This is a genomic window from Candidatus Pedobacter colombiensis, from assembly GCA_029202485.1.
GTDB classification, from domain to species: Bacteria; Bacteroidota; Bacteroidia; order Sphingobacteriales; family Sphingobacteriaceae; genus Pedobacter; species Pedobacter colombiensis.
Genome location: CP119313.1, coordinates 2,075,255 through 2,100,598 on the forward strand (window position 1 = coordinate 2,075,255; position 25,344 = coordinate 2,100,598).

The 25,344-nt window shown below is 36.8% G+C and carries 17 protein-coding genes; 11 read left to right on the forward strand and 6 right to left on the reverse strand.

Annotated elements, in window-relative coordinates:
* Positions 1-21: 21 nt before the first annotated feature.
* The 6 genes from P0Y49_08770 to P0Y49_08795 form a co-directional block, all read right to left on the reverse strand.
* Positions 22-4,056, reverse strand: a complete 4,035-nt coding sequence (locus tag P0Y49_08770; GenBank protein ID WEK21233.1) for an amino acid adenylation domain-containing protein — start codon at positions 4,054-4,056, stop codon at positions 22-24.
* A 5-nt stretch (positions 4,057-4,061) separates the two neighbouring features.
* Positions 4,062-10,685, reverse strand: a complete 6,624-nt coding sequence (locus tag P0Y49_08775; protein ID WEK21234.1) for an amino acid adenylation domain-containing protein — start codon at positions 10,683-10,685, stop codon at positions 4,062-4,064.
* Between the two features lie 272 nt (positions 10,686-10,957).
* A complete protein-coding gene (locus P0Y49_08780; GenBank protein WEK21235.1) occupies positions 10,958-11,119 on the reverse strand; it encodes a hypothetical protein in 162 nt (53 codons plus the stop codon).
* Positions 11,120-11,380: 261 nt separating this feature from the next.
* The gene (locus tag P0Y49_08785; GenBank protein ID WEK21236.1) at positions 11,381-11,944 is read right to left on the reverse strand and encodes a hypothetical protein; all 564 of its coding nucleotides are present in this window, start codon (positions 11,942-11,944) and stop codon (positions 11,381-11,383) included.
* 325 nt (positions 11,945-12,269) lie between these two features.
* Complete coding sequence (locus P0Y49_08790) at positions 12,270-12,521, reverse strand: hypothetical protein (protein WEK21237.1); 252 nt, start codon at positions 12,519-12,521, stop codon at positions 12,270-12,272.
* Positions 12,522-12,588: 67 nt separating this feature from the next.
* Positions 12,589-14,769 (reverse strand): S46 family peptidase, encoded by a 2,181-nt coding sequence (locus tag P0Y49_08795; GenBank protein ID WEK21238.1) that lies wholly within the window; start codon positions 14,767-14,769, stop codon positions 12,589-12,591.
* A 215-nt stretch (positions 14,770-14,984) separates the two neighbouring features.
* On the opposite strand from P0Y49_08795, the gene P0Y49_08800 reads away from it, so the two are divergent.
* The 11 genes from P0Y49_08800 to P0Y49_08850 all read left to right on the forward strand — a co-directional run bounded on the left by P0Y49_08800 (position 14,985) and on the right by P0Y49_08850 (position 25,306).
* Positions 14,985-15,461 carry a GAF domain-containing protein gene (locus P0Y49_08800; GenBank protein WEK21239.1) on the forward strand — a complete coding sequence of 159 codons (477 nt, stop codon included), beginning with the start codon at positions 14,985-14,987 and terminating at the stop codon, positions 15,459-15,461.
* Positions 15,454-16,059, forward strand: a complete 606-nt coding sequence (locus P0Y49_08805; protein WEK21240.1) for a DNA-3-methyladenine glycosylase — start codon at positions 15,454-15,456, stop codon at positions 16,057-16,059. The genes P0Y49_08800 and P0Y49_08805 overlap by 8 nt, the downstream gene beginning before the upstream one ends.
* Before the next feature lie 73 nt (positions 16,060-16,132).
* Complete coding sequence (gene kynU / locus P0Y49_08810) at positions 16,133-17,422, forward strand: kynureninase (protein WEK21241.1); 1,290 nt, start codon at positions 16,133-16,135, stop codon at positions 17,420-17,422.
* Positions 17,423-17,466: 44 nt separating this feature from the next.
* The gene (locus P0Y49_08815; GenBank protein WEK21242.1) at positions 17,467-18,327 is read left to right on the forward strand and encodes a bestrophin family ion channel; all 861 of its coding nucleotides are present in this window, start codon (positions 17,467-17,469) and stop codon (positions 18,325-18,327) included.
* Between the two features lies 1 nt (position 18,328).
* Positions 18,329-19,228, forward strand: coding sequence for a histone deacetylase (locus tag P0Y49_08820; protein ID WEK21243.1), 900 nt, complete (start codon positions 18,329-18,331; stop codon positions 19,226-19,228).
* Between the two features lie 2 nt (positions 19,229-19,230).
* Entirely contained in the window at positions 19,231-21,090 is a 1,860-nt protein-coding gene (locus P0Y49_08825) for a DNA topoisomerase 3 (GenBank protein WEK21244.1), read from the forward strand.
* An 18-nt stretch (positions 21,091-21,108) separates the two neighbouring features.
* Entirely contained in the window at positions 21,109-22,194 is a 1,086-nt protein-coding gene (locus tag P0Y49_08830; GenBank protein ID WEK21245.1) for an MBL fold metallo-hydrolase, read from the forward strand.
* A 61-nt stretch (positions 22,195-22,255) separates the two neighbouring features.
* The gene (locus tag P0Y49_08835; GenBank protein ID WEK21246.1) at positions 22,256-22,633 is read left to right on the forward strand and encodes a hypothetical protein; all 378 of its coding nucleotides are present in this window, start codon (positions 22,256-22,258) and stop codon (positions 22,631-22,633) included.
* Positions 22,624-23,463: a hypothetical protein gene (locus P0Y49_08840; GenBank protein WEK21247.1), complete on the forward strand. Its 840-nt coding sequence runs from the start codon at positions 22,624-22,626 to the stop codon at positions 23,461-23,463. The genes P0Y49_08835 and P0Y49_08840 overlap by 10 nt, the downstream gene beginning before the upstream one ends.
* A 66-nt stretch (positions 23,464-23,529) precedes the next feature.
* Entirely contained in the window at positions 23,530-24,465 is a 936-nt protein-coding gene (gene miaA / locus P0Y49_08845; GenBank protein ID WEK21248.1) for a tRNA (adenosine(37)-N6)-dimethylallyltransferase MiaA, read from the forward strand.
* Positions 24,466-24,775: 310 nt separating this feature from the next.
* Complete coding sequence (locus P0Y49_08850) at positions 24,776-25,306, forward strand: DUF3347 domain-containing protein (GenBank protein WEK21249.1); 531 nt, start codon at positions 24,776-24,778, stop codon at positions 25,304-25,306.
* Positions 25,307-25,344 lie beyond the last annotated feature (38 nt).

The window sequence follows — 25,344 nt, forward strand, 5'->3', positions numbered from 1 at the left end:
AATATTGAGCTTATTATAAAACTACTGCGGTGTAATCTTGTTTAATTCTTCTTGCAGTTTTGCCGCAAAAATATGAACATACTTGGGATCGAAAAATTGTAAATGTTCTAATGGAATATCAACGTATGTCAATTTTCCCCCAATGTAAGGAGCCAGGCCGTTACTTTGCATATTAGAGATGTAATTCATCTTTTTATCATTTGCTTTAAAAAGAGTCACATCAATATTATATTTCTTTAACCTATACTTTTTAAAAGCTTTTTGATGAGCTTTTTGAAGTCTATCTAAAATATATAAGGGATTTGATAAGTCTTCCTTGATAGGTCTGATTTTTTTGTAGTAATTATATAATGTTCCAAGGGTGAAATTTATTTTGTGTTCAATAAAAGCCTTTGGATACCTGGAAAAATATAAAAATGCGCAGCCCACAGATTTGATAGCATGATCTAAAACTTCAAGAATTTTACCATCTTTTATAAGGCTTATATAACTGTCACCATCATAATAGGTATCAAGTAGAGCTAAAAAAGATACTTTTTTTCCCATTTTGTTAAATTGTTCAGCCATCTCAAGGGCAATTGTTCCGCCAGAAGAATAGCCCATTAATAAATATGGCCCTTCAGGGTCATTTTTAATAATTTCGCTAACATAATTGCCAGCAATATTTTCTACAGCATTATGTGGTAGATCTTCAGGATTCAATCCTTTGGGCTGTATACCCAAAATTGGTTGCTCTTTATCAATTTCATTTAAAAGGCTTTTGAATATGATAATGTTCATTCCCTGTCCATGAATAATATAAAGGGGAGGTTTATTCCCCGTACCCTTTATAGGAATCAGTGAATCCCAACTTAATCCTTGCTTCGGTTTACTTAAATTTAAAGCCAGCTTTTCTACCGTCGAATTATCAAAAAGGATAGCAAGAGGGAGGCGTATACCGGTTTGTTTTTCTATTTCAACCATTACCTTAATGGCGATCATCGAATGTCCACCAAGTTCAAAGAAATCATCAGTAATGCTCACTTGTTTTAAACCCAGGCTTTCTGCCCATATTTTAGCAATTAATTCTTGATCTTTATTTTGAGCAGGTATAAATGTATTCTCTTCAATAACGTTAAGTATATCACGTTTTGGCAGCGCATTTCTATCAACTTTTCCATTTGAAGTTAATGGAATTTCCGGTAACCTGATTAAAATACGAGGAATCATATAGTCAGGAAGCCGATCCCTCATAAAAGCAATGATACTTTCCTTATCAATGTCTGTGTCCGTGACAAGGTAAGCAATAAGTTGCTTTTCATTATTTACAACATCTTCGGTTAAAACAGCTGATTGCTTGACATTTTGATGCTTTTGTAAAACATTCTGTATCTCTCCGATTTCAATTCTATTTCCTCTTATCTTTATCTGATCGTCAATGCGACCGAGGTATTGAATATTTCCATCAGGCAACCACTTTACTAAATCGCCCGTTTTGTACATGCGATGATCGCCATTTTGTGGGGTTGGATTCGAAATGAAGAATTTTTGAGTTAGCTCTTGATTATCTAAGTACCCCCTTGCAACCCCAGCACCACCAATATGGAGTTCTCCGGGAACACCAATTGGACAATATTTCAGGTCTTTATTTAGTACATATATAGAGGTATTGGAAAAAGGTCTACCGATTGGAACACTAGTTAGGTATAATTTGTCTTTATTAACAACATGAAGTAATTTTCCTATTGTAGTCTCAGTAGGACCATAGTGGTTTACCACAGTGCAGTCAACACCAGATTCGTTAATCTTCTTAATAAACTCTCCGGGTAAAGACTCTCCTCCAAACATTAAAAGCTTTTCCGGAAATAGTTCCCGATCATCCTGCGTTAAAAATTTCCAGTGCGAAGGAACTATTTTAAGAAAATCAATTTTGGTCTTCTTAAAATAATCATGGATATAAGAGACGTGATTAAACCTGTCTTTAGCAAAAATATGAAGCTCAGCCCCAAGAGTTAATGCACTAAATAGGGTTGTATTTCCTAAATCAGTAGATATTGCAGATCCCAGAGCAAAAGTTTTACACTCATTTAAAATAGGTAATTTCGCCTTTAAACCAAAAAGGTAATCCATAATAGAAGAATGTTCAATCATTACACCCTTTGGAAATCCTGTGGAACCTGAAGTATAAATGATATAAATAAGATCATTCGGAGTTATCAGGACAGGGGGAGTAGTGGTTTCAGCTCGCCAGATTTTACCTTTATCCTCATCAATAACCAAAATATCAATGGCGTTTACTTCCTGTAATTTTTTATAATTGAGTTTATCACTGATGATGATGTTACTTTTTGATTCTTCATATAGATGATTAATGCGAAATAAGGGGTATTCCGGATCTATAGGTACATATGCCGCGCCAGCTTTTAAAACCCCAAAAATGGCAACTATCATCTCTAAAGAGGGGTTTAGGCATATGGGGATAAGAGAACCTTTCTTAATGCCTAGACTTATTAAATAATTAGCCAATTGGTTCGACTTCGCATTTAATTTATCGTAGGATAAAGATTTTCCTTCAAATGTAACAGCCTTATGCTGTGGATACTTGTTTACTTGTGCTAAAAATAAATCGACGATTGTTTGATCTCTTGGAAAATCACAATGTACCGGACTGACCTCAGGGAAAGGATTGTCTTTAACAAGAGAAGCAGAAATCAGGACTTCAGGGTTTGATGTTAGCGTTTTTAGTAATGCACTAAAATCTTCCATCATTCTATTAATAGTTTCAGAGGCAAAAAGCTGAGTATTATATGCCCATTCAAAAATCATAGCACCTTTTGAGCCGTTAACATTTAACGAAATTTCAAAAGTTTGACAAACTCTAGGGTTAGAAATGATCTTATGTGTTAAACCCTTAAAGTCAACATTATCATCCATTCCTCTGTCAACATTAAAAACTACAGGTACCAATGGAATATTAGCCTTATTTCTTTTAATGTTCAACTTTTTAAGTAACTCACTGAAAGTTAGTTTTTGATGATCATAAGCATCGTATATTTCGTTTTTTCGTTTTTTTAAATAGTCAATAAATGCAACGTTTGGTGTTACCTTACTTCTTAAAGGTAATAGATTTACGCAATGACCTACCAGATCTAAATTTTCAGTTGCTAACTGTCCGGCAGACGGTAATCCCAAAACAATATCTTCCTGATTGGTTTGATGATATAAAAAAACTTCAAATGCAGTAATTAAAGTAGACACAACACTACAGTTGGCTTTAGCCGATAGTTTTTTTATAGCCTCAAAAAGTTCGTTGTCAAGCCTATAGTCGTTTCTTTTCCCTTCATAAGTTCTTGTTGGTGGCCGGTTATAATCCAATGGCATATTAAGTACAGGCACATCGTCCTTATACAGATCCAACCAAAATTTTTGTGTGGCCTCATAGTCTTCTGTAGTGCTAAAAGCAGCCTGTTCCAGTGCGTATTTACTGATCTGTGCGGGAAAATTAGGTGTCGGGATCTCATTCTTTAAATAAACATTATAGAAAGTACTTAAATCTTCCATTATGATCCCGATCGACCAGCCATCACCAATGATATGATGTATTATAATGGTTAAATAGTACTTGTCATTGCTTACTTTGTGAAGGAAAATTTTAAAAAGAACCTCATTGTAAAGGTTAAAGGGGATACTAATTTCGTGATTAACAAAATCACTTAAATGATCATTAATTTTAGAAGAATCTATAGATGAGATATCTTTAAAGATGATATCAGAGTTAACTTCTTTATATATGATTAGGCTTTCACCATTATGAGATACATTAGCCCGTAAAGCTTCATGACGCAGAACAGTATATTTTACTGCTTTTTGGAATGCATTTATATCAAATTCACCTTTTAATTCAAGTGAAATAGACTCGTTATAAGCTAAGCTGGCAGGTGTTCCACCAATAATACAAGATAACCATATTTCTTTTTGGGATTCGTTAAGGGCAATAACTTTTTCAATCTCTTTCCCTTCCTCGAATGGATTAAAGTCAACTTCAATAAAATTATTACTTTTTAAAGCATCTATCATGATCACTAATTAAGTTCAATTTGAAGGTATTTTCCCTGGTGATTTGGATCTTCTACAAACCATGCAGGGTTTCCAGATTTGTCTTTTCCAAGTTTAGCACCTTTAACCGGTGGATTATCCCCATCTATCACTACAGAACCGGATTTAGGAGAAACAATTGTTTGATCCAGGGATGGGAAAAAACCAGCATTAATCATTTCCTCCATACTATCAATAAAGCAACTAATGATTTTATCTATTTCCTGGTAAGTAATCGCTTCCGTTAAAAAACATGGGAAACCATCTAAAATATGAATCCCTTTTTCTCTCATTAGTACAAACATTAATTCACTATAAGGCAATTCTTCATGGTATTTGATTTTCCAAAGAGAACCATAATTGGCTACATAAATTGGAAGTTGTCTTTTCTCAAATTCCGAATTTAACGCTTTAGTTAAATAGACACCTTTTTCACTTAAACCTTGTTGTAAAGCAGGCCCTTTCTCCTTCATATAAGTCAGGGAAGCTTTTGCAGATGCCAGGGCCAGAGGATGACGAACAAATGTCCCTGCGAAATAAGTTACGCCTATTTCAGGATATGAATGATCTCCATAGTTCCAATTTCCACCATCTAAGGCATCCATGAGATAGCTTTTACCTCCAATCACACCAATGGGTACTCCGCCACCAATTACCTTACCATATGATGCCAAATCTGCTTTAATACCGAATAATGCTTGTGCTCCACCCGGATGCATCCTAAAACCGGTAATCACCTCATCAAAAATTAAAGCAGTACCGGCGTCGGTCGTTATTTCTCTTACTTTCTTTAAAAAATCTATGGGAACAAATTCAGGCCTCCTACTTTGGATAGGCTCAACCAGAACAGCTGCAATTTCTCCGGCTCTTTCTTTAATGATGGCAAGCGTTTCATCTGTACCATAATCCAAAACGAGAATATTATGAACAGCTTCAGGCATAATACCTGCTGCTGCCGGGAATGATTTTAGTTTTTTTGTCCCCCTTACTAAAACTTCATCTATAATGCCATGATAAGATCCTGAAAATGCCACAATTAAAGGACGTCCAGTAACAGTACGTGCAATACGAATACATCCCAAGACAGCTTCAGAACCAGTACTGCAAAGCGCAGCTCTGTCAAACCCCGTAAATTCGCAAATCAATTTACTTACATCTGCAGCCAGTTCGTGTTGCGGGCCAACTTCATAGCCTTTTTCAATCTGCTCATGCATTGCATGCTTAATTACTTCAGGTTGATAACCAAGCATATTAGAACCAAAACCATTTAATGCATCAATATACTCATTGCCATCAATGTCCCACAGCTTGCTACCACTCGATTTGTTGATTACAATAGGGTAAACAAGCTCTTTTGTGGTCGGCCTAAAGCCAGATACAACCCTGGGATCAGCCATAAAAGAACGGCTGTTACTAGCGTAGGTTTTACTCTTAAGTGTTTTTTTATTGTATCTATCGGTTAGCTCTTTAATAAAGTTTAACTGTTTTTCATCTAAGTCCGTAGATAGACGTTCTATTTTCGGAGTTGCGCCAAATGGCTTCTGTATTTCGGCCTTTTCTTCTTGTGATAATTCAGAATTAGTAGTTGTATCAGCTGATTCTATTTTTTTTCCATTTACAGCAATGGGCTGAGGGGTGGCATTTTGATGCACTGAAACGGTACTTCCCTGCATCAACATCACCTGTTTTGATAATATTTCTAACTGCTGTGCAATCAAACTTAAAGCACTATCACCGGCACTAACGGAATTTCCATTTTGTTGTACATCATTTACAGCTTGAGAAACATAAGCAGGTTGTTGTATATGGTTTATAGGAGGAGCAAGGCTTTCGCTATTATTAACAGAATCTTGGGGCGTGTTTTTATCTAAATAATCTACCAGAGTTTCAATTGATGGATATTCCTCATTTAGTTTTCTAAAAGTTATTGGCAGGTTAAATTCTCTTTTCAACGAAATTGCAACTTGGGTAAGCAATAAAGAATCTAATCCTATTTCAAGGAAATTTCTATTTGATTCAATACCATTCATTTCAATACCTGAGGCATCTTCAAGTACTTGTTTAACTTTATGTGTCAGGTTAGTTTTTCTCATTAGAGCTGTATTAATTGGTATGATATGCTTTATTTGTTCTATTGGTATTTGATTTTCCGAAAAATCTGATTTTAAAACTATCGGGTTTACCCAATAACGATTTCTTTCAAATTGATAGGAAGGTAGATTAATAATACTTCGTTTTTGATTTGCATAAAAATCATTCCAATTAGGTTCAATTCCATTGATCCATAACTGCCCTAAAGCACTCAAAAGAGAATAATGATCAGCATCTTTATGATTAAAACTAGGTATTGTTTTAGTAGATAAAGCATTAAAAGCGGCAATTTGCCTAATTAAGGTTGATGTAACCGTTCCTGGACCGACTTCCAAAAATAAAGGTAAATCTTTATTTAGCATGGTTTCGACCGCTTTGGAAAACTGAACTGTTTTCCTTAACTGTGATGTCCAGTAATCTGGATTAGTAGCTTCTTCATCGGTCAGCAAATTCCCTGTAACTGTAGAAACAATAGGGATTTTAGGAATAGACAGTGTCACTTGATCAACAATAGATCTATATTCGTCTAGTATAGGATCCATCATTGATGAATGAAATGCATGGCTGGTAAATAAAAGCTTACTGGCAATTTCATTTTCATTTAATAGTGTGCTCAATGCTGAGATTTGATCCGTTGGTCCCGCTACTACACAGGCTTTAGGACTATTTATTGCTGCTATGGATAAATCGCCAGATAAAAATTTGGTGACACTATCACTTTCTTTCCCAATAGAAAGCATACTTCCGGCAGGTAGTTCGCTAATCAATTTACCTCTGGTAGTTACCATTTTTAAACCATCTTCCAGAGAGAAAATTCCTGATAGATGCCCTGCTACATATTCGCCAATACTATGTCCACAAAGTAATGCTGGGTGAATTCCCCAACTGATCCAAAGCTTTGCTAATGCATATTCAGTAACAAATAATGCCGGTTGCGTATATCTTGTATCTTTTAATTTTGCGTTCGCTGCATCAGATATTACTTCCGGATAAATAATTGACCTTATATCTTCATGAATGTACGTTCTAAGTATTCCTGCACAAGTATCTATTGCAGCCCTATAAACCGGCTCTCCTAAATAAAGGTCTAAGCCCATATTTAAATACTGAGCACCCTGACCAGGAAATGTAAACACGATTTCTTCAGGTAATTCCTGTAGTGTATTTATATTTAATACATTAACTTTTTCTATAGCTAGTAATTTCTTTAGCTCATCAATTGAATTTGCTACTAAAAATCTACGGTATTTAAAATTGTCTCTTGTTTTTCGAAGCGTATAACCTAGATCACTCAGGTTAGTATCAGGGTTGGTAGTTAAATAATCAAGAAGAGCAGCAGCGTAAGTATCTCTACTGGTTTCCGAATTTGCCGACCAGGTAATTAATTCTACAGCATTATTTTCAGATACTTCTTCCGGTACATTTTCATAACTCTCTACTACAAGGTGGACATTTGTTCCTCCAACACCAAAAGAACTGATCCCTGCTATTCTTTTATGGCTCGTATTCCAATCAGTAAGCTTGTCGTTTACATAAAATGGACTATTGTTAAAATCTATATTGTGGTTGGGTATTTTGTATCCTAAAGACGCCGGTATTTTTTTATGATGTAAAGCTAAGCTGGTTTTTATTAAACCTGCAACCCCCGCGGCATGTGTTAAATGGCCAAAATTGCTTTTCACAGAGCCTATTGCACAAAATTGCTTTCTATTTTGATATCCGAATGCATCAACAAGACCTTCAAGCTCTATCGGATCTCCAATCGGGGTCCCCGTTCCGTGTGCCTCAATATAACTGATTTCAGCAGCTTCAACTCCTGCATCCGAAATAGCTGAAGCAATAGCGTCAGCCTGTCCCTCAGCACTTGGAGCAGTAAAACTTCCTTTTCCAAAACCATCATTATTTATTCCAACCCCTTTTATAACAGCATAAATTTTATCATGATCATTTATTGCCGAATCCAGATTTTTTAAAAGCACAACACCTGCACCATCACTAAATACAGTGCCCGTAGCGCCATCATCAAAAGGAGTACAGTGCCCATTAGCACTAAGCATACTTCCTTCCTGGTAAATATGGCCACTATTTACAGGAGATGTAATGCTTGATCCGCCAGCAATGGCTATTTCACATTGATTAGCTCTCAAACTATTTACAGCTTGCGCTATAGCCAGCAAGGAAGTGGAGCAGGCAGAATTAACACTTACGGCAGGCCCTTTAAGATTTAGATGATAAGCAGTGCGTGATGCGATATAATCCTTTTCATTTACGCTGGAAACCTGTATTTTGCCTTGGTTTTCAATTAAATCGGGATGAGAAAGCACATTGTTCTCATAATAGGTATTGTTACCACTGCCTGCAAATACACCAATTTTCCCATTATATTTTGAAGGTAGATACCCCGTTTTTTCTAGAATTTCCCAGGAAATCTCAAGAAAAATTCTCTGCTGCGGGTCCATTAATTCCGCTAGTTTTGAATTTATCCCAAAAAAAGCAGGATCAAATTTATCTACATCTTTGATAATTCCCCGGGCCTTAACATACGAAGGGTCATTTTTAATGTGATCGGGGATACCTGGATCTATATCTGACTGTGTAAAAAATGTAGTAGTTTCTTTTCCTTCAAGCAATAGATTCCAAAAGTCTTCAATGGTATTTGCTCCAGGGAACTTTCCTGCCATTCCGATAATAGCCACATCCCTTGAATGGTCATAGCTAGGTTTCTCTGCGCTTATCTTTTCTCTAGCAGGGTTCTTGTCCAAATATGTGGCCATTTCTGCAATGGTGGGGTATTGATAAAGCTTGGTGACAGGTAAATTATAGCCAAATTGCTGTTTTAATTCAGCAACAGTCTTTTGCGCCAGTAAAGAATTTCCACCAATTTCAAAAAAGCTATCATTTACCCCGATCTTATCGTAACCAAAAATCGCTATCAAAATCTCGGTAATCTTTTTTTCTTTTTCAGTTGATGGTTTTTTATAAATGATATTGGTCTCCGGCCTTTTGGTATCGGGTTTTGGAAGCGCCTTTCTATCCACCTTTCCACTGGTTGTCTTAGGAAATTCTGGTAGCCAAACAAATGATGTCGGTACCATATAATCGGGTAAAGACTTAGAAATAACCGTTCTTAGTTTGTTTCCTGTATAATTTTGTTCTTTGCCAATCAAATAGGCCACTAAAACTTTCCTGCCAGGAAAATCCTCTCTTAGTATAACAGCAACCTGAGCGATATCAGGTTGTTGAGTAATTACAACCTCAATTTCTCCTAATTCAACCCTGTGACCTCTAATTTTAACCTGATGATCAGCTCTTCCAAGGCATTCTATGTTTCCATCAGGTAGAAAACGCGCATGATCACCGGTTCTGTAAATTCGAATACCTGACTTTGGTGAAAAAGTGAACTTTTCAGTGGTCATTTCGGGCAAATTCAAGTAGCCATCAGCCAAACATAACCCACTGATGCATAATTCGCCTACTTCACCATCAACTACTTCATTAAGGTTTTCATCAAGGATGAAAATTTTAGTATTGTAAATGGCTTTACCAATACAAGGCAAGGCAGGCCATTTTTCAGGATTACCTGATAATTTAAATTCAGTTACGACATGTGCTTCAGTAGGACCATATTGATTGTAAAGTACGGCATTCGGCAATTTTGAGAAGAACTTTACAATTTGAGGAGTGATTTTTAATTGCTCACCGGCAGTCATCACCTCCTTTAAAGCAATCGGGTATACCTCACTGGCAACAGCGCTTTCTGTGATAGACTGTAAGGCAACAAATGGTAGGAAAATGCGATTTATGTTTTGTTCAGCTATTAAATTCAATAGTCTAAGTGGATCGAGTCTTAAATCTTCAGAAATAAGTATCAAACTACCTCCCGTAGTTAAGGTCGCAAAAATCTCCTGAAAAGAAACATCAAAGCTAAGGGGGGAAAACTGCAAAGTTTTTGTTTCTTCGTCTGCAACAGACTTTTCTTTCTGCCACTGTATCAAATTAACCAGTGCATTTTGCCCCATGCAAACTCCTTTAGGGGTTCCTGTGGTACCTGAGGTATGTAAAATATAGGTTAAACGATCTTTTTCAGTTTTTAGAATTAAATCTTCATCTGATATTTTTTTTGCTTGATCCAAAGCATCCTCAACCACCAACATTTTGTCTTGAAAATCGCTATATATATCAGCACTTTTTTTTGAAACTATAAGGTATTTTGTCTCCGAATTCTCCACTATAAAGTGAATACGGTCTTTTGGGTAGCTAATTTCTATTGGCACATATGAACTACCGGTTTTAAGAATGGCCAATAATGCAATTATAGTATCAATAGAGCGATCTGTTGAAATTGCAACCCTATCGTTAGGTAATACATTTTTCTGGATTAAAAAATGTGCAAGCTGGTTAGATTTTTGGTTAAGTTCTCCATAAGTGAGTTGAGCGTCCTCAAAAACAATAGCAATATGATCGGGTACTTTTTTTACCTGCTCAGAGAACAAATCAACGATTGTGTTTTTGTTAAGCATATAGAATAAGTTGAGCGTTTAATTCTAATTATACGTTTAAATAACAAATCCCTTTATTAAGTTTAGGTAAAAAAATAGGCGTCAGCACATTTTTAAAAGGAAAATATCTTGTTAAAGATATGAAAATTATATTAACAATTATTGCGTTTTATCTATTGTTTGGTTGCTTTTTTGTTTTGAAAGACTGTTCTTAATTCCTTTTAGGAAAGGCTTTTAAAGCAACAAGCCAATCCTATACGGATTGGCTTGTTTTATGAGGTAATATAATGAGGCTATTTCTTCTCCGGAGGAGTATTAACAATTTCTCCAAATTCATTCACCCAGGCCATCATGCTTTCCAGATCTCCACCGGTAGAGTTTTGTTGACGCTCTAGTTTGCGCTGCTCTTTATCTTCTTTTTTCTTTTGTCTGTTCTTTTCTAGTTGCTTCTTCATGAAGGTAGCCTGAGATTTAGCCATAAATTCAATGTATTAGTTAAAAAATAACTTTTCTCTGCTTTTACCTGTGTAGACTGCAATATGATTCACTGATCATCGTGGGCCTGGATGTAATTTAATTCTCGGTGACAACGGATCAGCAACCAGGAGAAATTGAAACCCAATCAAAGGATTAATTGGCAAGTAATGTTAAGAGAATAGTGTAATGAATATCCCGTTTTATGCAAAAATAAGGAAATTTATGTTAAAAAACGACTCTTATTTAGATAATGTAATGGTGTATGCTGCCGCGGCCCGCACTCTCATTAGTGTAGTGGTTGGTGCTTTCGCTTTAACAATTACATTGTATGTTGGTGAAGGAGCAGTTAGAATAGGAGTTAAGCTTTCAGGAGGAATGCTTGGTGATAAAGTCAGATGACTAATTGTTGCAGTTGAAGGAATAGTGATATTCGCTATATTGGTTATAGTTCCATTAGTTGAAAAGCCAAATTTTAAGGTTCCCAGATTGGCAAAGTTGTTTTTGGTATCAATAGAGTCTTTACTTATCGTACCCAGGTCCAAATTTAAACTGGTGATTTTAGTCGTTTTTATATTAGCAATAGTAAAACTATTTGCACTTTTTTTGATCTCTTCTGCCAGGTTCAGGTTTGATGTTATTCCAGATATAGTGGCAGAGGCTGTGCTATCGCTCAGGACCGGTATGTTAAAATAAACGGTATCATTAACGAAGATGTCTTCTCGTATATTTTCAGATATTTTACTACACGAAGTATATAGAATGACAAAGGAAAGTAGTGCGATATATAAGGTTTTATTTTTCATGATTGTTGCAAGGTAGTCATGTTTTTTTAAACAAAAAATCCAAATAAAATTCAGGTTCCTAACTATTTAAAAGTTGAATGCTTGAAGAGGAAGCCAAAGACAAAAACATCAGACTTATATAATATTTTGTGCTTTAAGCCCTCGGAATTATATTTTGTTGTGTTGTTTAACTATTTGTATTTCAGTATTTATGAGTAATTTAAGTTGAATTTTTAATTTACTATACTGTTCTGTTCGAAATAAATAATGTCCTAAAATTCAGAATATAGTTTTGTTTGTGTTTTAAGTTTTCTGTTTTACAGTTAGTTATGTTGTTTTTTGTCAATTAATACTGTTGTCTGTTGTATGCTTCTGAGAAATCGGACCTCATGCTTTTAAAACGCTCCACAACGGTAGCTATAAATGCTTCGTCCAGGATCTGAAAAATCTCGTTTACGCCGCCTCCGGTTAAATCTAGTTCTGACAATTTGTAGCTCTGTTCAAGTGTGCCTTGTTCAAACTTGATGATGTATTTTCGGTTCATGTTAAACAAGGTGATTTTGCAATCCGGATGTGGTAGTTCTGCTATTACTCTCATGTTTTTTTTGTTTTAAAAAAGCCACCCTCAAAGGGTGGCTTTCGTGTGTCGATTAATTTTAATGGTGCTAAATCTTAACCCCTATTTCCTTTAAAAGGAAGTTCGCTTTATCAATTTTAGCTGCTACCCAAAGTACATAACGAATGTCTACTCCAATAGATCTGCTATAACTTTCATTCCAGGCATAGTCATTAATTGTAGCACTGTAAGAGCGATCAAAATTGACACCGATCAGCTCGCCTTGCGCGTTCATAACCGGAGAACCAGAGTTTCCACCGGTTGTATCCATATTGTAAAGGAAAGCTACAGGTACATCTTTTAAATCTTTTTTAGCAAATGGACCAAAGTCTTTAGCTTCCCAAAGTGCCCTTATTTGCGCCGGATAGTCAAATTCAGGGTTTCCTGATGTTCCTTTTTCCAGTATTCCCTTGATTGTCGTATAAGGACGCATATATGATGCGTCTGCTGGCCAATATCCCCTTACGTAACCGTAGGTAAGTCGCAAGGTGCTGTTTGCATCAGGGATAAAGTCTTTTTTCAGGAATTTCTCCTTTACATTTACATAATCGCCCATTAATTTATTCAACACCCCTTCACGACGGTCTTTTTCAGGTTTTAGCTCAGTGATTTGAACGGCAATATCTTTTTCAAAAGATAAAAGAGGGTCTTTGTAAGCTGCTATTGATTTTGAGGATGCCAATAATGTGTTAAACACATAGGCTGTATCCTTAAGCTTGGTGGCATTAAAAACATTGTTGACAAAATTATCAATAGCTTTTTCGTTGTCCGCAGAGCTGCCTGCGATTTTAACAACTCCGTTTATAGGCTGTGTCGCCGAGAATTCTGAAGCATCCATAAGCATCTTTTTAAAAATAGTTCTGTCTGCATCTATATCATAAGCTTCATAATTGCCGGCTAAAAGTTGCTTTAGGTTGGACTTATTTTTATTAAAGAAGGCTTCCTTCTGATTTTCTGGTTGTGCATCAAGTGCGGCTTTAAACGTATTGATGTTTTTGGATACGCCTAGTAAGCTCGTTGAACTATAAATTTGAGTTAACCAGAGATCACGCTTGGCATCACCGTTGATGAGTTTATAAAGGTTGTCTATATCGCTCATTAAAGTGCCATAGCGCGCTTTAACATCAACATTGCTGTTGATGAATTTAGCAAGCGCTGCATCTTCAGTCTTCTTTTGCGAGATCAAATCTATTCCTTTAAGTCCTTGTAGTTTGCCACGATAGTTTTTTAGTACATTGGCGTTTCTTTTTATCCTGGTAGCCAGTTTAATTTCTGTAGCCTTATCCTTCTTGCCAGCATTTTCCATAGTTGTATTTTGGAAATCATACAAGTTTGATACGTAAGGCAATAGAAATTGTTGCTGATATTCAATAAACTGAGCAGGACGATGTCGGAAGGTTTTTCCCGGATACCCTAAAATAAATACAAAATCTTCTTCGTTTGTGCCATTGGGATTTACCTTCAAGAATTTTTTAGGTGTATAGGGGATATTGTTTTTAGCATATTTTGCTGGTTTGCCATCTGGTGCTACATAAGCACGCATGAAAGAGAAGTCTCCAGTATGACGTGGCCATACCCAGTTATCTGTTTCGCCTCCATATTCGCCAATCTGACGATTCGGAACATACACCAGTCTAACATCCTGTATAGTTTTGTATCTAAATAATACATAGGTTTTTCCGATAAACATTTCCGATACTTCGGCTTTTATGCTAGGATCTTTTTTCTCAGCTTCAATTACGATGTTTTTCATCGCATCGTTAATAAGCTTTAGCCTTGATGATGGATCTGTGATTTGAGCAACCGCACCTAAAACACGATCAGATACGTCTTCATAACTGTCAGTTATACGGCATGTTAATCCTTTTGCCTGAATTTCTTGTTCATGTGTTGCCGCTACAAAACCATTGGTTAAATAATCATGTTCAGGGGTGCTGGCAAGCTGTACGGCGCTAAATGCACAATGGTGATTGGTGATGATTAGTCCCTGGTTGGAAATAAAGGAACCTGTACATCCACCTACATTAACCAGTGCATCAACAAGACTGGTTCCGTTAGGATTGTAAATTTCATTCTGGCTAATTTTTAATCCTGCCTTTTTTAAATCAAGTTTATGGATTTCACTTAAGGGGAACATGCCTTCTTCCCAGGGCTTGTAACCTGATTGTAAGATGCCAACAGTAAGCAGAGAGCATGTTAACAAGGATGTAATTAAGGTTTTTTTGTTCATTTATGGTTGTGTTTGTTAATAATTAATTTTGAATAGGATGTCATTTTTACAATTGACGGTATGGTAAAAAAAATCAAATTTAATTATTTTACTTGTTTAGTGGGTAAAATTCCTCCTGATAAGCTTAAATAAGGTAGCTGTCTATGCTGTTTTCTATTGCTATAACTTTGCATCAATTTAACTTTCGTATTTTTGTAGCTCAAGTATAATTTACAATGGCAGAAGATTTAATTATAAGTAAAAACATTGATAAAGAGGTTCAGTACCTATCGCTTATCCCTCAGATAGCTGCATTGGTGGCAGGTGAAGAAGATCAGATTGCTAATTTAGCCAATATAGCAGCTGCTTTAAAAGAGCAGTTCGGTTGGTTTTGGGTAGGATTTTATTTGGTTAAAGGAGATGAGTTGGTGCTTGGGCCATTTCAGGGGCCTGTAGCCTGTACCAGGATAAAAAGAGGGAAGGGTGTTTGTGGTGCCTCATGGCAACAAAATGAAACATTAATTGTTCCTGATGTTGATCAGTTTCCAGGACATATCGCCTGTGCATCAGCTTCGAGGTCTGAAATTGTTTTGCCTTTGTATAAAGGAGCTGAAGTGATTGGGGTTTTAGATGTGGATAGTGAACATCTTTCTCATTTTGATGAAGTTGATGCTAAATATTTAAAGGAAATAATTAGTTTGTTGAATGCCTAAATTGCCTTTTTCTTTTTACCAGGATAAAGGGGTTAATCAACTCGCTGTGCAGTTGTTAGGGAAGCGACTGTGTACTTTTGTTGATGGAGTGCTTACCAGCGGAATCATTGTGGAAACAGAGGCTTATAATGGTATAGAAGATAAAGCTTCTCATGCTTATGGTGGTCGCTTTACCGATCGGACTAAAATTATGTATGAGCATGGCGGAATAGCTTATGTATATCTATGTTATGGCATTCATCATTTGTTTAATGTAGTTACGGCACCCCAAGGTACTCCTCATGCGGTGTTAATTAGAGGGGTAGAGCCGGTAACTGGTTTGGAGGTGATGCTTAAGAGAAGGAATATGTCGGTTTTGAAACCTAATCTTACCGCTGGTCCAGGCGCATTAGCTAAAGCCATGGGGATCGATAAAAAATTAAATGGTAAAGATCTGTGTGGTGATGAAATATGGATCGAGGGTGATGGGGTTTTGTTTGATGATAAACAGGTTGTAGCTTCATCCAGGGTTGGAGTAGATTATGCCGGTGACCATGCCTTGCTGCCCTGGCGATATTACATAAAAGGGAACAAGTTTGTGAGCAAGCCGAATAGTTGAAGCGTGATTTTGTGGATAACAAAATGATTTGCTCAATTTATTTATCCCTGTTTTTTACGGATATTTGAAACAAATGAATTTTGAAAACAATTTAGCATTCGCTCAGGCGTTGGATCTGGCTGATCCACTTCGCGATTTAAGACAAGATTTTTTATTTCCTCAGCAAAATGGTAAACCATTTATTTATCTATCTGGTAACTCTTTAGGTTTGCAACCTAAAGTGGCACGTAAGGTTTTAGATGAACAGTTAAACAACTGGCAGAATTTTGCTGTAGAGGGATGGTTTGAAGGTGAAACACCCTGGATGTTTTATCATAAGGAATTAAAAAAGTTGATGGCTCCTATAGTTGGCGCAAGTGCTGCTGAGGTGTGCCCGATGAATACATTAACAGTAAATCTTCATTTGTTGATGGTTAGCTTTTACAGGCCTATTGCAGGTCGGTTTAAGATCATTATGGAGGCCGGAGCTTTTCCCTCAGATCAATATGCTATAGAAAGTCAAGTTCGTTTTCATGGTTATGATCCGGCAACTGCAATTATTGAAGTGGCTCCAAGAGTAGGTGAGTATACATTAAGGACAGAAGATATAACGGATGCAATTGCCGAAAACGGCGATGAAATTGCATTGGTGTTGTTTGGAGGAGTAAATTATTTTACTGGTCAATGGTTCGATATGGAAGCGATAACGAAAGCTGGACATGCGGCAGGAGCTGTTGTGGGTTTTGACCTGGCGCATGCAGCTGGAAATGTCCCTTTGCAATTGCATGATTGGGGTGTTGATTTTGCATGTTGGTGTTCCTATAAATATCAGAATTCTGGACCGGGCGGTATAAGTGGTATTTTTGTACATAAAAAGCATTTTTTTGATACTACGTTGAACCGTTTTGCTGGCTGGTGGGGCTATCAGGAGCAGCAACGTTTTAAAATGGAAAAGGGGTTTGTACCCGAGGCTGGGGCGGATGGTTGGCAGGTAAGTTGCACGCAGGTAATGCCTATGGCATTGTATTATGCGTCCCTTCAGGTTTTTAAAAAAGCAGGATTCATTACTCCTTTAAGAAATAAAAGTAAAACTTTAACTAGTTATTTATTTGTTGTTATAAATGAAGTAAATAAAGTTTTAGGAGAAGAGCAATATAAAATCATTACGCCATTAACTCAGGCAGACCGTGGTGCTCAGGTTTCTATCATTGCAAAACAAAAAGGTAAAGAGGTTTTTGAACAGTTAGTCGCCAATAACGTGCTTGGTGATTGGAGGGAACCTAATGTAATCAGATTAAGCCCGGTTCCTTTGTACAACTCTTATGAAGATGTTTTTACAACAGGTACTTTGTTGCTTGATATTAGTAAAAAGTTGCTAAAATAGTTAAAGCCTCATGCGTATTTTGGCATTAGAAAAGGAGAATTGATATGATAAACTATAATCCAAAAGATTGGGTAACTTTTATATTCCATGTACATAAAGCGGATACGATTCGTACTTTATGGCCATTGATGATTAGCGTAGCAATTTTTTCAGGTGTTATTGCTTTTTTAGAGCTGAACTATTTAAAGTTGGCCGAGACGGTTTATGTTAAAAATATTGGTATGATGCATAACCTACTGGGCTTTGTGATTTCTATGCTGTTGGTATTTAGAACCAACACATCGTATGACAGATGGTGGGAAGGTCGTAGACTTTTAGGAGGATTAACCAATGTGAGTCGTAATTTTGCCATCAAAATAAAATCATTAAAGCTAAGTTCAAGTGATATAGAGTTTTTTGATTATGCCATTCCTAAATATGCTTTTGCATTGAAAGAGCATTTAAGGGAGAAGCAATATTTTGGTAAAAACAGTCTTTTAATTGAAGTGGATGCAGGTAAGCATATTCCTAATCAGGTGGCAACGAGTATATCATCCAGAATTTTTGAATTGCAGGCTAATGGCAAAATCACCAACGAACAGCTCATGATATTGAATGCAGATGTGCAGCAGTTTACCGAACTATGTGGTGGTTGTGAGCGCATTAAAAATACACCAATTCCTTATTCTTATAGTGCCTTTATAAAGAAATTCATCTTTATTTATGTGATTACATTGCCTTTTGGCTGGGTGTTTAGTCTGGGGTATTTTGTGGTTCCTATCGTTCCTTTTATATTGTACGTGCTGGCTAGTTTAGAGCTGATCGCTGAAGAAATAGAAAATCCCTTTGGAGAAGACGCAAACGATTTGCCGGTTGACGAAATTTGCAACAATATAGAGAAGCATGTAGGGGAGATCTTGAAGTAAGATGGTTAAGATAGCATGGCATCCACTGTATGCACATCCTTTGCCTGAAGGGCATCGTTTTCCTATGATTAAGTACGAATTGATTCCAGGGCAGTTGTTGCATGAGGGAGTAATTACAGAAAGTAATCTATTTGCACCTGAGCCTCTGGAAGAAGATGTGGTTCTATTATCACATCAAAAGGAATACTGGGAGCAGTTAAAAGATTTGACATTGCCTGCAAAGGAGCAAAGAAGAATAGGATTTCCTTTGAATAACCAATTGGTTGAACGGGAAGTCAGGATAGCTAAAGGGACAGTTGAAGCAGCATTATATGCAAAACAATATGGTATAGCATTTAATGTAGCAGGTGGTACACATCATGCCGGCAGTAATTGGGGCGAAGGATTTTGTCTGTTAAATGATCAGGCTATTGCCGCAAACTATTTGCTTAGTAAGGGGTTGGCTAGACGTATATTAATTATAGATTTAGATGTTCATCAGGGAAATGGAACTGCTGAAATCTTTAATAATGAAGATAGGGTGTTTACCTTTTCAATGCATGGGGATAAGAATTTTCCATTCAGAAAGGAAGTTTCCAGCCTGGATATTGCATTGGAAGATGGTATAGGTGATCATTCGTTTTTAGAGAAATTGGATGCAGCGCTTCCTGGGCTATTGGCACATCATCCTGATTTTGTATTCTATCTGTCTGGAGTTGATGTATTGGAAACTGATAAGTTGGGAAAATTGGCTTTGAGTAAAGCGGGCTGTAAAGAAAGAGATAGGATGGTATTGCAGTTTTGCAAAGACAATCAATTGCCTGTTCAGGTAAGTATGGGTGGAGGTTATTCACCAAACATAAAGGATATTGTTGAAGCACATTGCAACACATTTAAAATTGGTTTAGATATTTTTGAATAATTATGAAGATTGTTATTGCAGAGAAACCTTCGGTGGGACGTGAATTGGCTAAGGTTTTCGGTGCTACAACTAAAAAAGATGGGTATATTGAAGGGAAAGGTTATTCTTTTACCTGGGCATTCGGGCATTTGTTGCAATTGGCGCCTCCACAAGAATATGGCTTTATAGGTTGGAGGAGACAGCATTTGCCTATGTTGCCTAAAAAGTTTAAGTTGGCTATTCGTAAAATAAAGACTAAAGATGGATTAGTTGAAGATCCCGGGGTAAGGAAGCAACTCGATATCATTAAAAAGCTGTTTGATGAAGCTACAGAGATAATTGTAGCAACGGATGCCGGGCGGGAAGGTGAGCTGATTTTCCGTTATATTTATTATTTTCTGAAATGTAAAAAACCTTTTAAAAGGCTATGGATCTCTTCTCAAACTGACGAAGCAATTAAAGAGGGATTCAGGAATTTAAAACCTGGTACTGATTATGATACCCTGTTTAATTCAGCACATTGTCGTTCAGAGTCTGACTGGCTGGTTGGAATGAATGCTACACAGGCATTGAGTATCTCTGCAGGAAATAGATCTGTCTTATCACTGGGCAGGGTTCAAACACCAACATTAGCCATGATTTGCTCACGTTACCTTGAAATTAAAAACTTTGTACCTCAGTTATACTACCAGTTGGCAATACAGTTGGATAAAGATGGGCAGTTGTTTAGGGCTATGTCGGTAAATAATTTTGACAAAAAGGAAGATGCCGAAGAGTTACTTGCTAAAATTGAGGATGTTGCATCCGGATTTAGTAATGGTGGTAAGATTTTAAGTGTTGAAGCTAAACCTCGAAAGGAACCACCTCCACTGCTGCATGATTTAAGTAGTTTACAGCAAGAAGCTAATAAACGTAAAGGCTTTACAGCTGATCAGACTTTGAATTTGTTACAAGGCTTGTATGAAAGTAAACTGGTTACATATCCGCGTACCGGTAGCAGGTACATTGGAGACGATATATTTGCCGGAGTTCCTGATTTGATTGATAAATTAAAAGTACATAAGGATTTTGGTAAGCAAGCAGAGTTTTTGTTGACCGTAACATTGAATAAGCGAAGTGTAAATGCTAAAAAAGTAACAGATCACCATGCTATTTTACCAACAGGTGAATCTCCACATCAATTAAGTGGTGATAAACAGGCTGTTTATGATATGGTAGTTGGACGGATGCTTGAGGCTTTTCATCAGGAATGTGTGAAAGAAATCACCAAAATATCTGTTGAATCGGGCTCTTTGTTTGTTGCCAATGGTACAGTAATTCGCTCTGCAGGATGGCGCTCAGTTTTCAATGAAACGGATGAGGAGAAAAAAGATGAGGAAAACCCTGCTTTGCCTAAGGTGAAGAAGGGCGATGAACTACCGATTACCAATAAGGCTTTGTTAGAAAAGCAAACTAAGCCTAAAGCAATGTATAATGAGGCTTCGCTATTAAAAGCACTGGAAACTTCAGGTAAGGATATTGAGGATGAAGAGTTGAGGTATGCTATGAAGGATAGTGGATTGGGTACACCTGCTACAAGGGCTGCAATCATAGAGACTTTGATCAACAGGGAGTATGTGTCCAGGGAAAAACGTAACCTGGTGCCAACGTCGAAGGGGCTGGCTGTATATGATGTGGTAAAAGACCAGAAAATTGCGCAGGCCGAGTTGACAGGTCAATGGGAGAAGCGTTTGGAAGAAATACGTTCGGGTGCTTCGGTAGTAGATTTTAAGGCAGAAATTGCAGATTATACAAAAACGATTACTAATGAGCTTTTGCTCGCTGGAAATACACTGGCAGCGAAGCTTGCACCACCAGCACCACAAGAGCAAAAGGTTGATTAATTACTATAAATGAAATTTATGTATTCCATCTTAGTTGTTATAATTGTTTTAGTCTTGGTTACTGTATGGGTATTAAATTTACCTGTATTCGGAAAAGCGCCTGAAGGTGCTCGTTTCGAACGATTGAAAATGCTGCCTAATTTTAGGGCAGACGGAACATTGGATAATCTGTCGCCTACTCCTATGAAGCCGGATAATGTAAGCTATTGGGATATGGTTGTGGGAATGATAAAAGGAAATGAAAATAGTGTACCTAAAAAAGCGCTACCTCACCTTAACCCTGATTTTACAGAAAGTATCCAAACCAAGTTAATTTGGTTTGGCCATTCTTCTTATTATTTACAGATTGATGGGGTCAAAATTTTGGTAGATCCTGTTTTTAGCGAGCGGCCTTCTCCGATTTCATTTATTGGTTCTAAGAATTTTAAAGGGACAGATTTTATTAAGGCTGAAGATTTTCCTGACTTGGACATCATCCTGATTACCCATGATCATTATGATCACCTGGATTATCAAAGTATATTAAAGTTGAAAAATAAAGCCAGGCTTTTTATTACTTCTTTAGGAGTAGGGGCGCATCTGGAGTATTGGGGAATACCTGTAGATAAAATCGTAGAACTAGCCTGGGGTGAAGAAACCGTTGCTGATGGCTTAAAATTTACAGCTACACCGGCACGTCATTTTACAGGGAGAAAATTTAAAAGAAACCAGACTTTATGGTCTGCTTTTGTATTGCAGGGGGCAAAGCATAAATTGTATTTGGGAGGTGATTCGGGCTATGATAAGCATTTTAAACAAGCCGGTGAACAATATGGACCTTTTGATCTGGCTATATTGGAATGTGGACAGTACAATGCTTATTGGCCATTTATTCACATGTTTCCGGAACAAACGGTTCAGGCGGCTAACGATTTAAATGCAAAAGTTTTACTTCCTGTACACTGGGGTAAGTTTACTTTGGCCATGCATAGCTGGAATGAACCTGCAATAAGGGTAGTAAATAAGGCTAAATCGGAGAATTTTAAAATAACCACACCTTTATTGGGAGAACCGGTTATTTTAGATGAAAATTATCCTTCAAAAGAATGGTGGTTGGATATATAGGACTTCGTTATTAAACAAAATGGCTGTTAAGATGTTGTTTTAACAGATTGATCTTAAAATTATGAAAACAGATTTTATAGAAATATTTCAAACCATCAGAGCGGTATTGCAACCTTATGCTGCTTTAGGTTTTAATAACAGGATCAATAGTGAAACCGTTTACGATTTATGGAGTGACAACGAGGTGAATATTGATGGCAAAAAACAAAATGAAGTGTATTTTGCTGCTGTTAAGATCCACAAAGGTTATGTTGACTTTTATTATATGCCGGTGTCTGCAGAGTCTGAAATGAAGCAGGTTTTTGATCCTGCACTTTTGAAGCTGTTAAAAGATAAATCATATTTTCACATCGAAAAATTGGATGAATCACTTTTGGCTCATATTGAGGATGCATTAGCAGAGGGATATAGACTATATAAAGAAAAGGGTTGGGTATAAATTCGGGCTGGAAAAATAGTGTGTTTATCGCACTTAAGAATATTGGTATTGGTATAGTGCTGGTTGAACATCAGAAATATGAGCTGTTACTATGCAATGATCAGGTTATTATTCACCTAATAGCTCTTGATAATGAGCTTACGCCGGAAGAAATGATCGAGCTTCAATCTACCTATGAGCTCAAAAACATAACTTTATTGCAATTGTGGGAGGATGTCTGGATGACCAGACAGGAGCAGGTATTGGGTAGAATTAAGTCTGTTTTGGGTTTAAATAAGCGATTACATGGTCGTAAGGGTGAAATAATAGCGATCAACCAAAAGCAAGCCGATGATTTTTTGAATAGCAATCACATCCAGGGCACTGCCAGGGCTAAATATAAGTTCGCTTTACAAATAGATGGGCAAATGGTTGCTGTTGCTTGTTTCAGTAATATAAGGTTGATGAAAAGGATTGCTCCCGATTATAAGTCAGTAGAGTTGATTCGTTTTGCAACGCTTATGGGATTTACTGTTACCGGAGGATTTACGAAACTATTGAAGCATTTCGTTAAAATGATAGAACCTAACGATGTAATGAGTTATGCTGATCGTGACTGGTCGTTAGGTAATGCTTATGTGCAGTCAGGCTTTAAGTTGGTGAATGTGACACCGCCGGCACAAATATGGTTGCATAAGGGGGAACTTAAGCGATACTTTACACACCGATTACCCATTACCATACAAAATGTCTTAAATCAGCATTCAGTAGAAGCCACTAATGATATTTTGAATGATTATATATCCGTTTTTAATACCGGGAATCTTAAATATATACTGTACTTGAAATGATTTCTTTGGATTACATTGTGGTATTACGATTAGTTCAGCTACTATTAAAATAGATAAACGATGATAATGGATAAAAAAACGCTCTTTGTGATATTGGGGCCAACTGCATCTGGTAAGACAAAGTTAGCTGTCAACCTGGCAAATACATTAAACGGCGAAATTATTAGTGCGGATAGTAGGCAAGTGTTTGAAGGAATGGATATTGGAACTGGAAAAGATCTTGAGGAATATATCATCAATGGCAGAAAAATTCCTTACCATTTGATTGATATTAGAAAAGCAGGGGAAAGTTATAATGTAAATGAGTTTAAGGAGGATTTCTATAGTGCTTTTAAAACAATAACTGAAAAAAATGCACTTCCCATATTATGTGGGGGGACTGGTATGTATATTCATAGCATTCTACAGAACCATGAGTACACGGCAATTCCACAAAACGCCCCGTTAAGATCCATGTTAGAGGAGCTTGATGTGGTTGAATTGCGGAATATTTTGTCAGCATATTCTCCCGAATTTACTGCTCATGCGGATTTGTCTTCAAGAAAAAGATTAATCAGAGCAATTGAAGTTTCTTCTTATTTAACAGAAAATACACTCAAAAAAATAGAAAGACCGACTTTTAATCCTTTTGTTATAGGGTTGACTTTGGATGTTGGTTTGCGCAGAAAAAGAATCATCGACAGATTGGATTTAAGACTTAAGCAAGGCTTAATAAATGAAGTAGAGCAGTTGATTAACGAAGGAGTTTCTAAAGAAAAACTTATATTCTATGGTCTTGAATATAAGTTTGTTGTTTCCTATCTCTCGGGTGAGATAGATTTCGATATGCTGAAAGATAAATTAGGCATTGCTATATGTCAGTTTGCTAAGCGGCAAATGACTTTTTTCAGAAAAATGGAGAAGGATGGAATTGAAATAAACTGGATAGACTCGGATCATTCAAGTGATCTTTTGCCTCAGGCTTTATCATTGTATGATAAATATTTGAGCACAAAGAGTTAATTTGTAATGCTGAAGCAGAATAATTCTAAGAATTTATCACGCCAGAATAGTTACTGTGACGTTTCTGGGTAGTAAAGCAGTATTTGATTCGGCTTTGACAGGGCCAAGGCCCCATCAACGCCCCGGCAACACCCCAGAAATGCCCCGGCAAGGCCCCCTCAATCAGGGCGCCTGAGACACGTTCTCTTTCTATCCGGGAAGCCTCCAAAAAGGGCTATCGTTTTTGTGAAAAATGTAAAGCTTCTGATTTTTTCTGGAGCTTTTTTATTTATTTAAAATTAAAATGCTAATTTAACCAAAAATACAAAATATGAGAAAATACTTCGCAGTAATGCTAATAACAGGGGTAGTTTCTTGCACAAATACAGAGAAGAAAGTAGCAGGGAATTCGGATACCACTTCAAATGTGAAGGTTGTTGCCACAGATGTTGAATTAAAAGATAATAAAGTTCAGGCCATATATAATGGTTATATCACTTTGAAAAACGCGTTGGTAAGCTCAAAATTTGAAGATGCACAAAAGGCGGCATCAGCACTTAAAATATCCCTCGCTGATTACAAGGGATGTGAAAATACGTCACTAATTGCTGATAAAATTGCTACTGCAAAAGATATTAAAGTGCAACGTAAAGAGTTTACAGCATTAAGTGCAGATGTAATTGCATTGTTTAAGCATGCAGATGTAGTTAAAGGTTCTATTTTTGTTCAGCATTGCCCTATGGCTAATAATGGTGATGGTGGCGATTGGCTTTCTGGAGAAAGGAAAATACAAAACCCATATTATGGAGATGAAATGATGGAGTGTGGTCGTGTTTTGGAAGAAATAAAATCAGCTAAGTAATTTTTAAGATTCTTACTTGGTTTTGACCCACATTTAAT

Coding starts and splice junctions, on each gene's coding strand:
- P0Y49_08770 (WEK21233.1), bottom strand. CDS start 4,056: ATGATAGATGCTTTAAAAAGTAATAATTTTATTGAAGTTGACTTTAAT.
- P0Y49_08775 (WEK21234.1), bottom strand. CDS start 10,685: ATGCTTAACAAAAACACAATCGTTGATTTGTTCTCTGAGCAGGTAAAA.
- P0Y49_08780 (WEK21235.1), bottom strand. CDS start 11,119: ATGAAGAAGCAACTAGAAAAGAACAGACAAAAGAAAAAAGAAGATAAA.
- P0Y49_08785 (WEK21236.1), bottom strand. CDS start 11,944: ATGAAAAATAAAACCTTATATATCGCACTACTTTCCTTTGTCATTCTA.
- P0Y49_08790 (WEK21237.1), bottom strand. CDS start 12,521: ATGAGAGTAATAGCAGAACTACCACATCCGGATTGCAAAATCACCTTG.
- P0Y49_08795 (WEK21238.1), bottom strand. CDS start 14,769: ATGAACAAAAAAACCTTAATTACATCCTTGTTAACATGCTCTCTGCTT.
- P0Y49_08800 (WEK21239.1), top strand. CDS start 14,985: ATGGCAGAAGATTTAATTATAAGTAAAAACATTGATAAAGAGGTTCAG.
- P0Y49_08805 (WEK21240.1), top strand. CDS start 15,454: ATGCCTAAATTGCCTTTTTCTTTTTACCAGGATAAAGGGGTTAATCAA.
- kynU (WEK21241.1), top strand. CDS start 16,133: ATGAATTTTGAAAACAATTTAGCATTCGCTCAGGCGTTGGATCTGGCT.
- P0Y49_08815 (WEK21242.1), top strand. CDS start 17,467: ATGATAAACTATAATCCAAAAGATTGGGTAACTTTTATATTCCATGTA.
- P0Y49_08820 (WEK21243.1), top strand. CDS start 18,329: ATGGTTAAGATAGCATGGCATCCACTGTATGCACATCCTTTGCCTGAA.
- P0Y49_08825 (WEK21244.1), top strand. CDS start 19,231: ATGAAGATTGTTATTGCAGAGAAACCTTCGGTGGGACGTGAATTGGCT.
- P0Y49_08830 (WEK21245.1), top strand. CDS start 21,109: ATGTATTCCATCTTAGTTGTTATAATTGTTTTAGTCTTGGTTACTGTA.
- P0Y49_08835 (WEK21246.1), top strand. CDS start 22,256: ATGAAAACAGATTTTATAGAAATATTTCAAACCATCAGAGCGGTATTG.
- miaA (WEK21248.1), top strand. CDS start 23,530: ATGGATAAAAAAACGCTCTTTGTGATATTGGGGCCAACTGCATCTGGT.
- P0Y49_08850 (WEK21249.1), top strand. CDS start 24,776: ATGAGAAAATACTTCGCAGTAATGCTAATAACAGGGGTAGTTTCTTGC.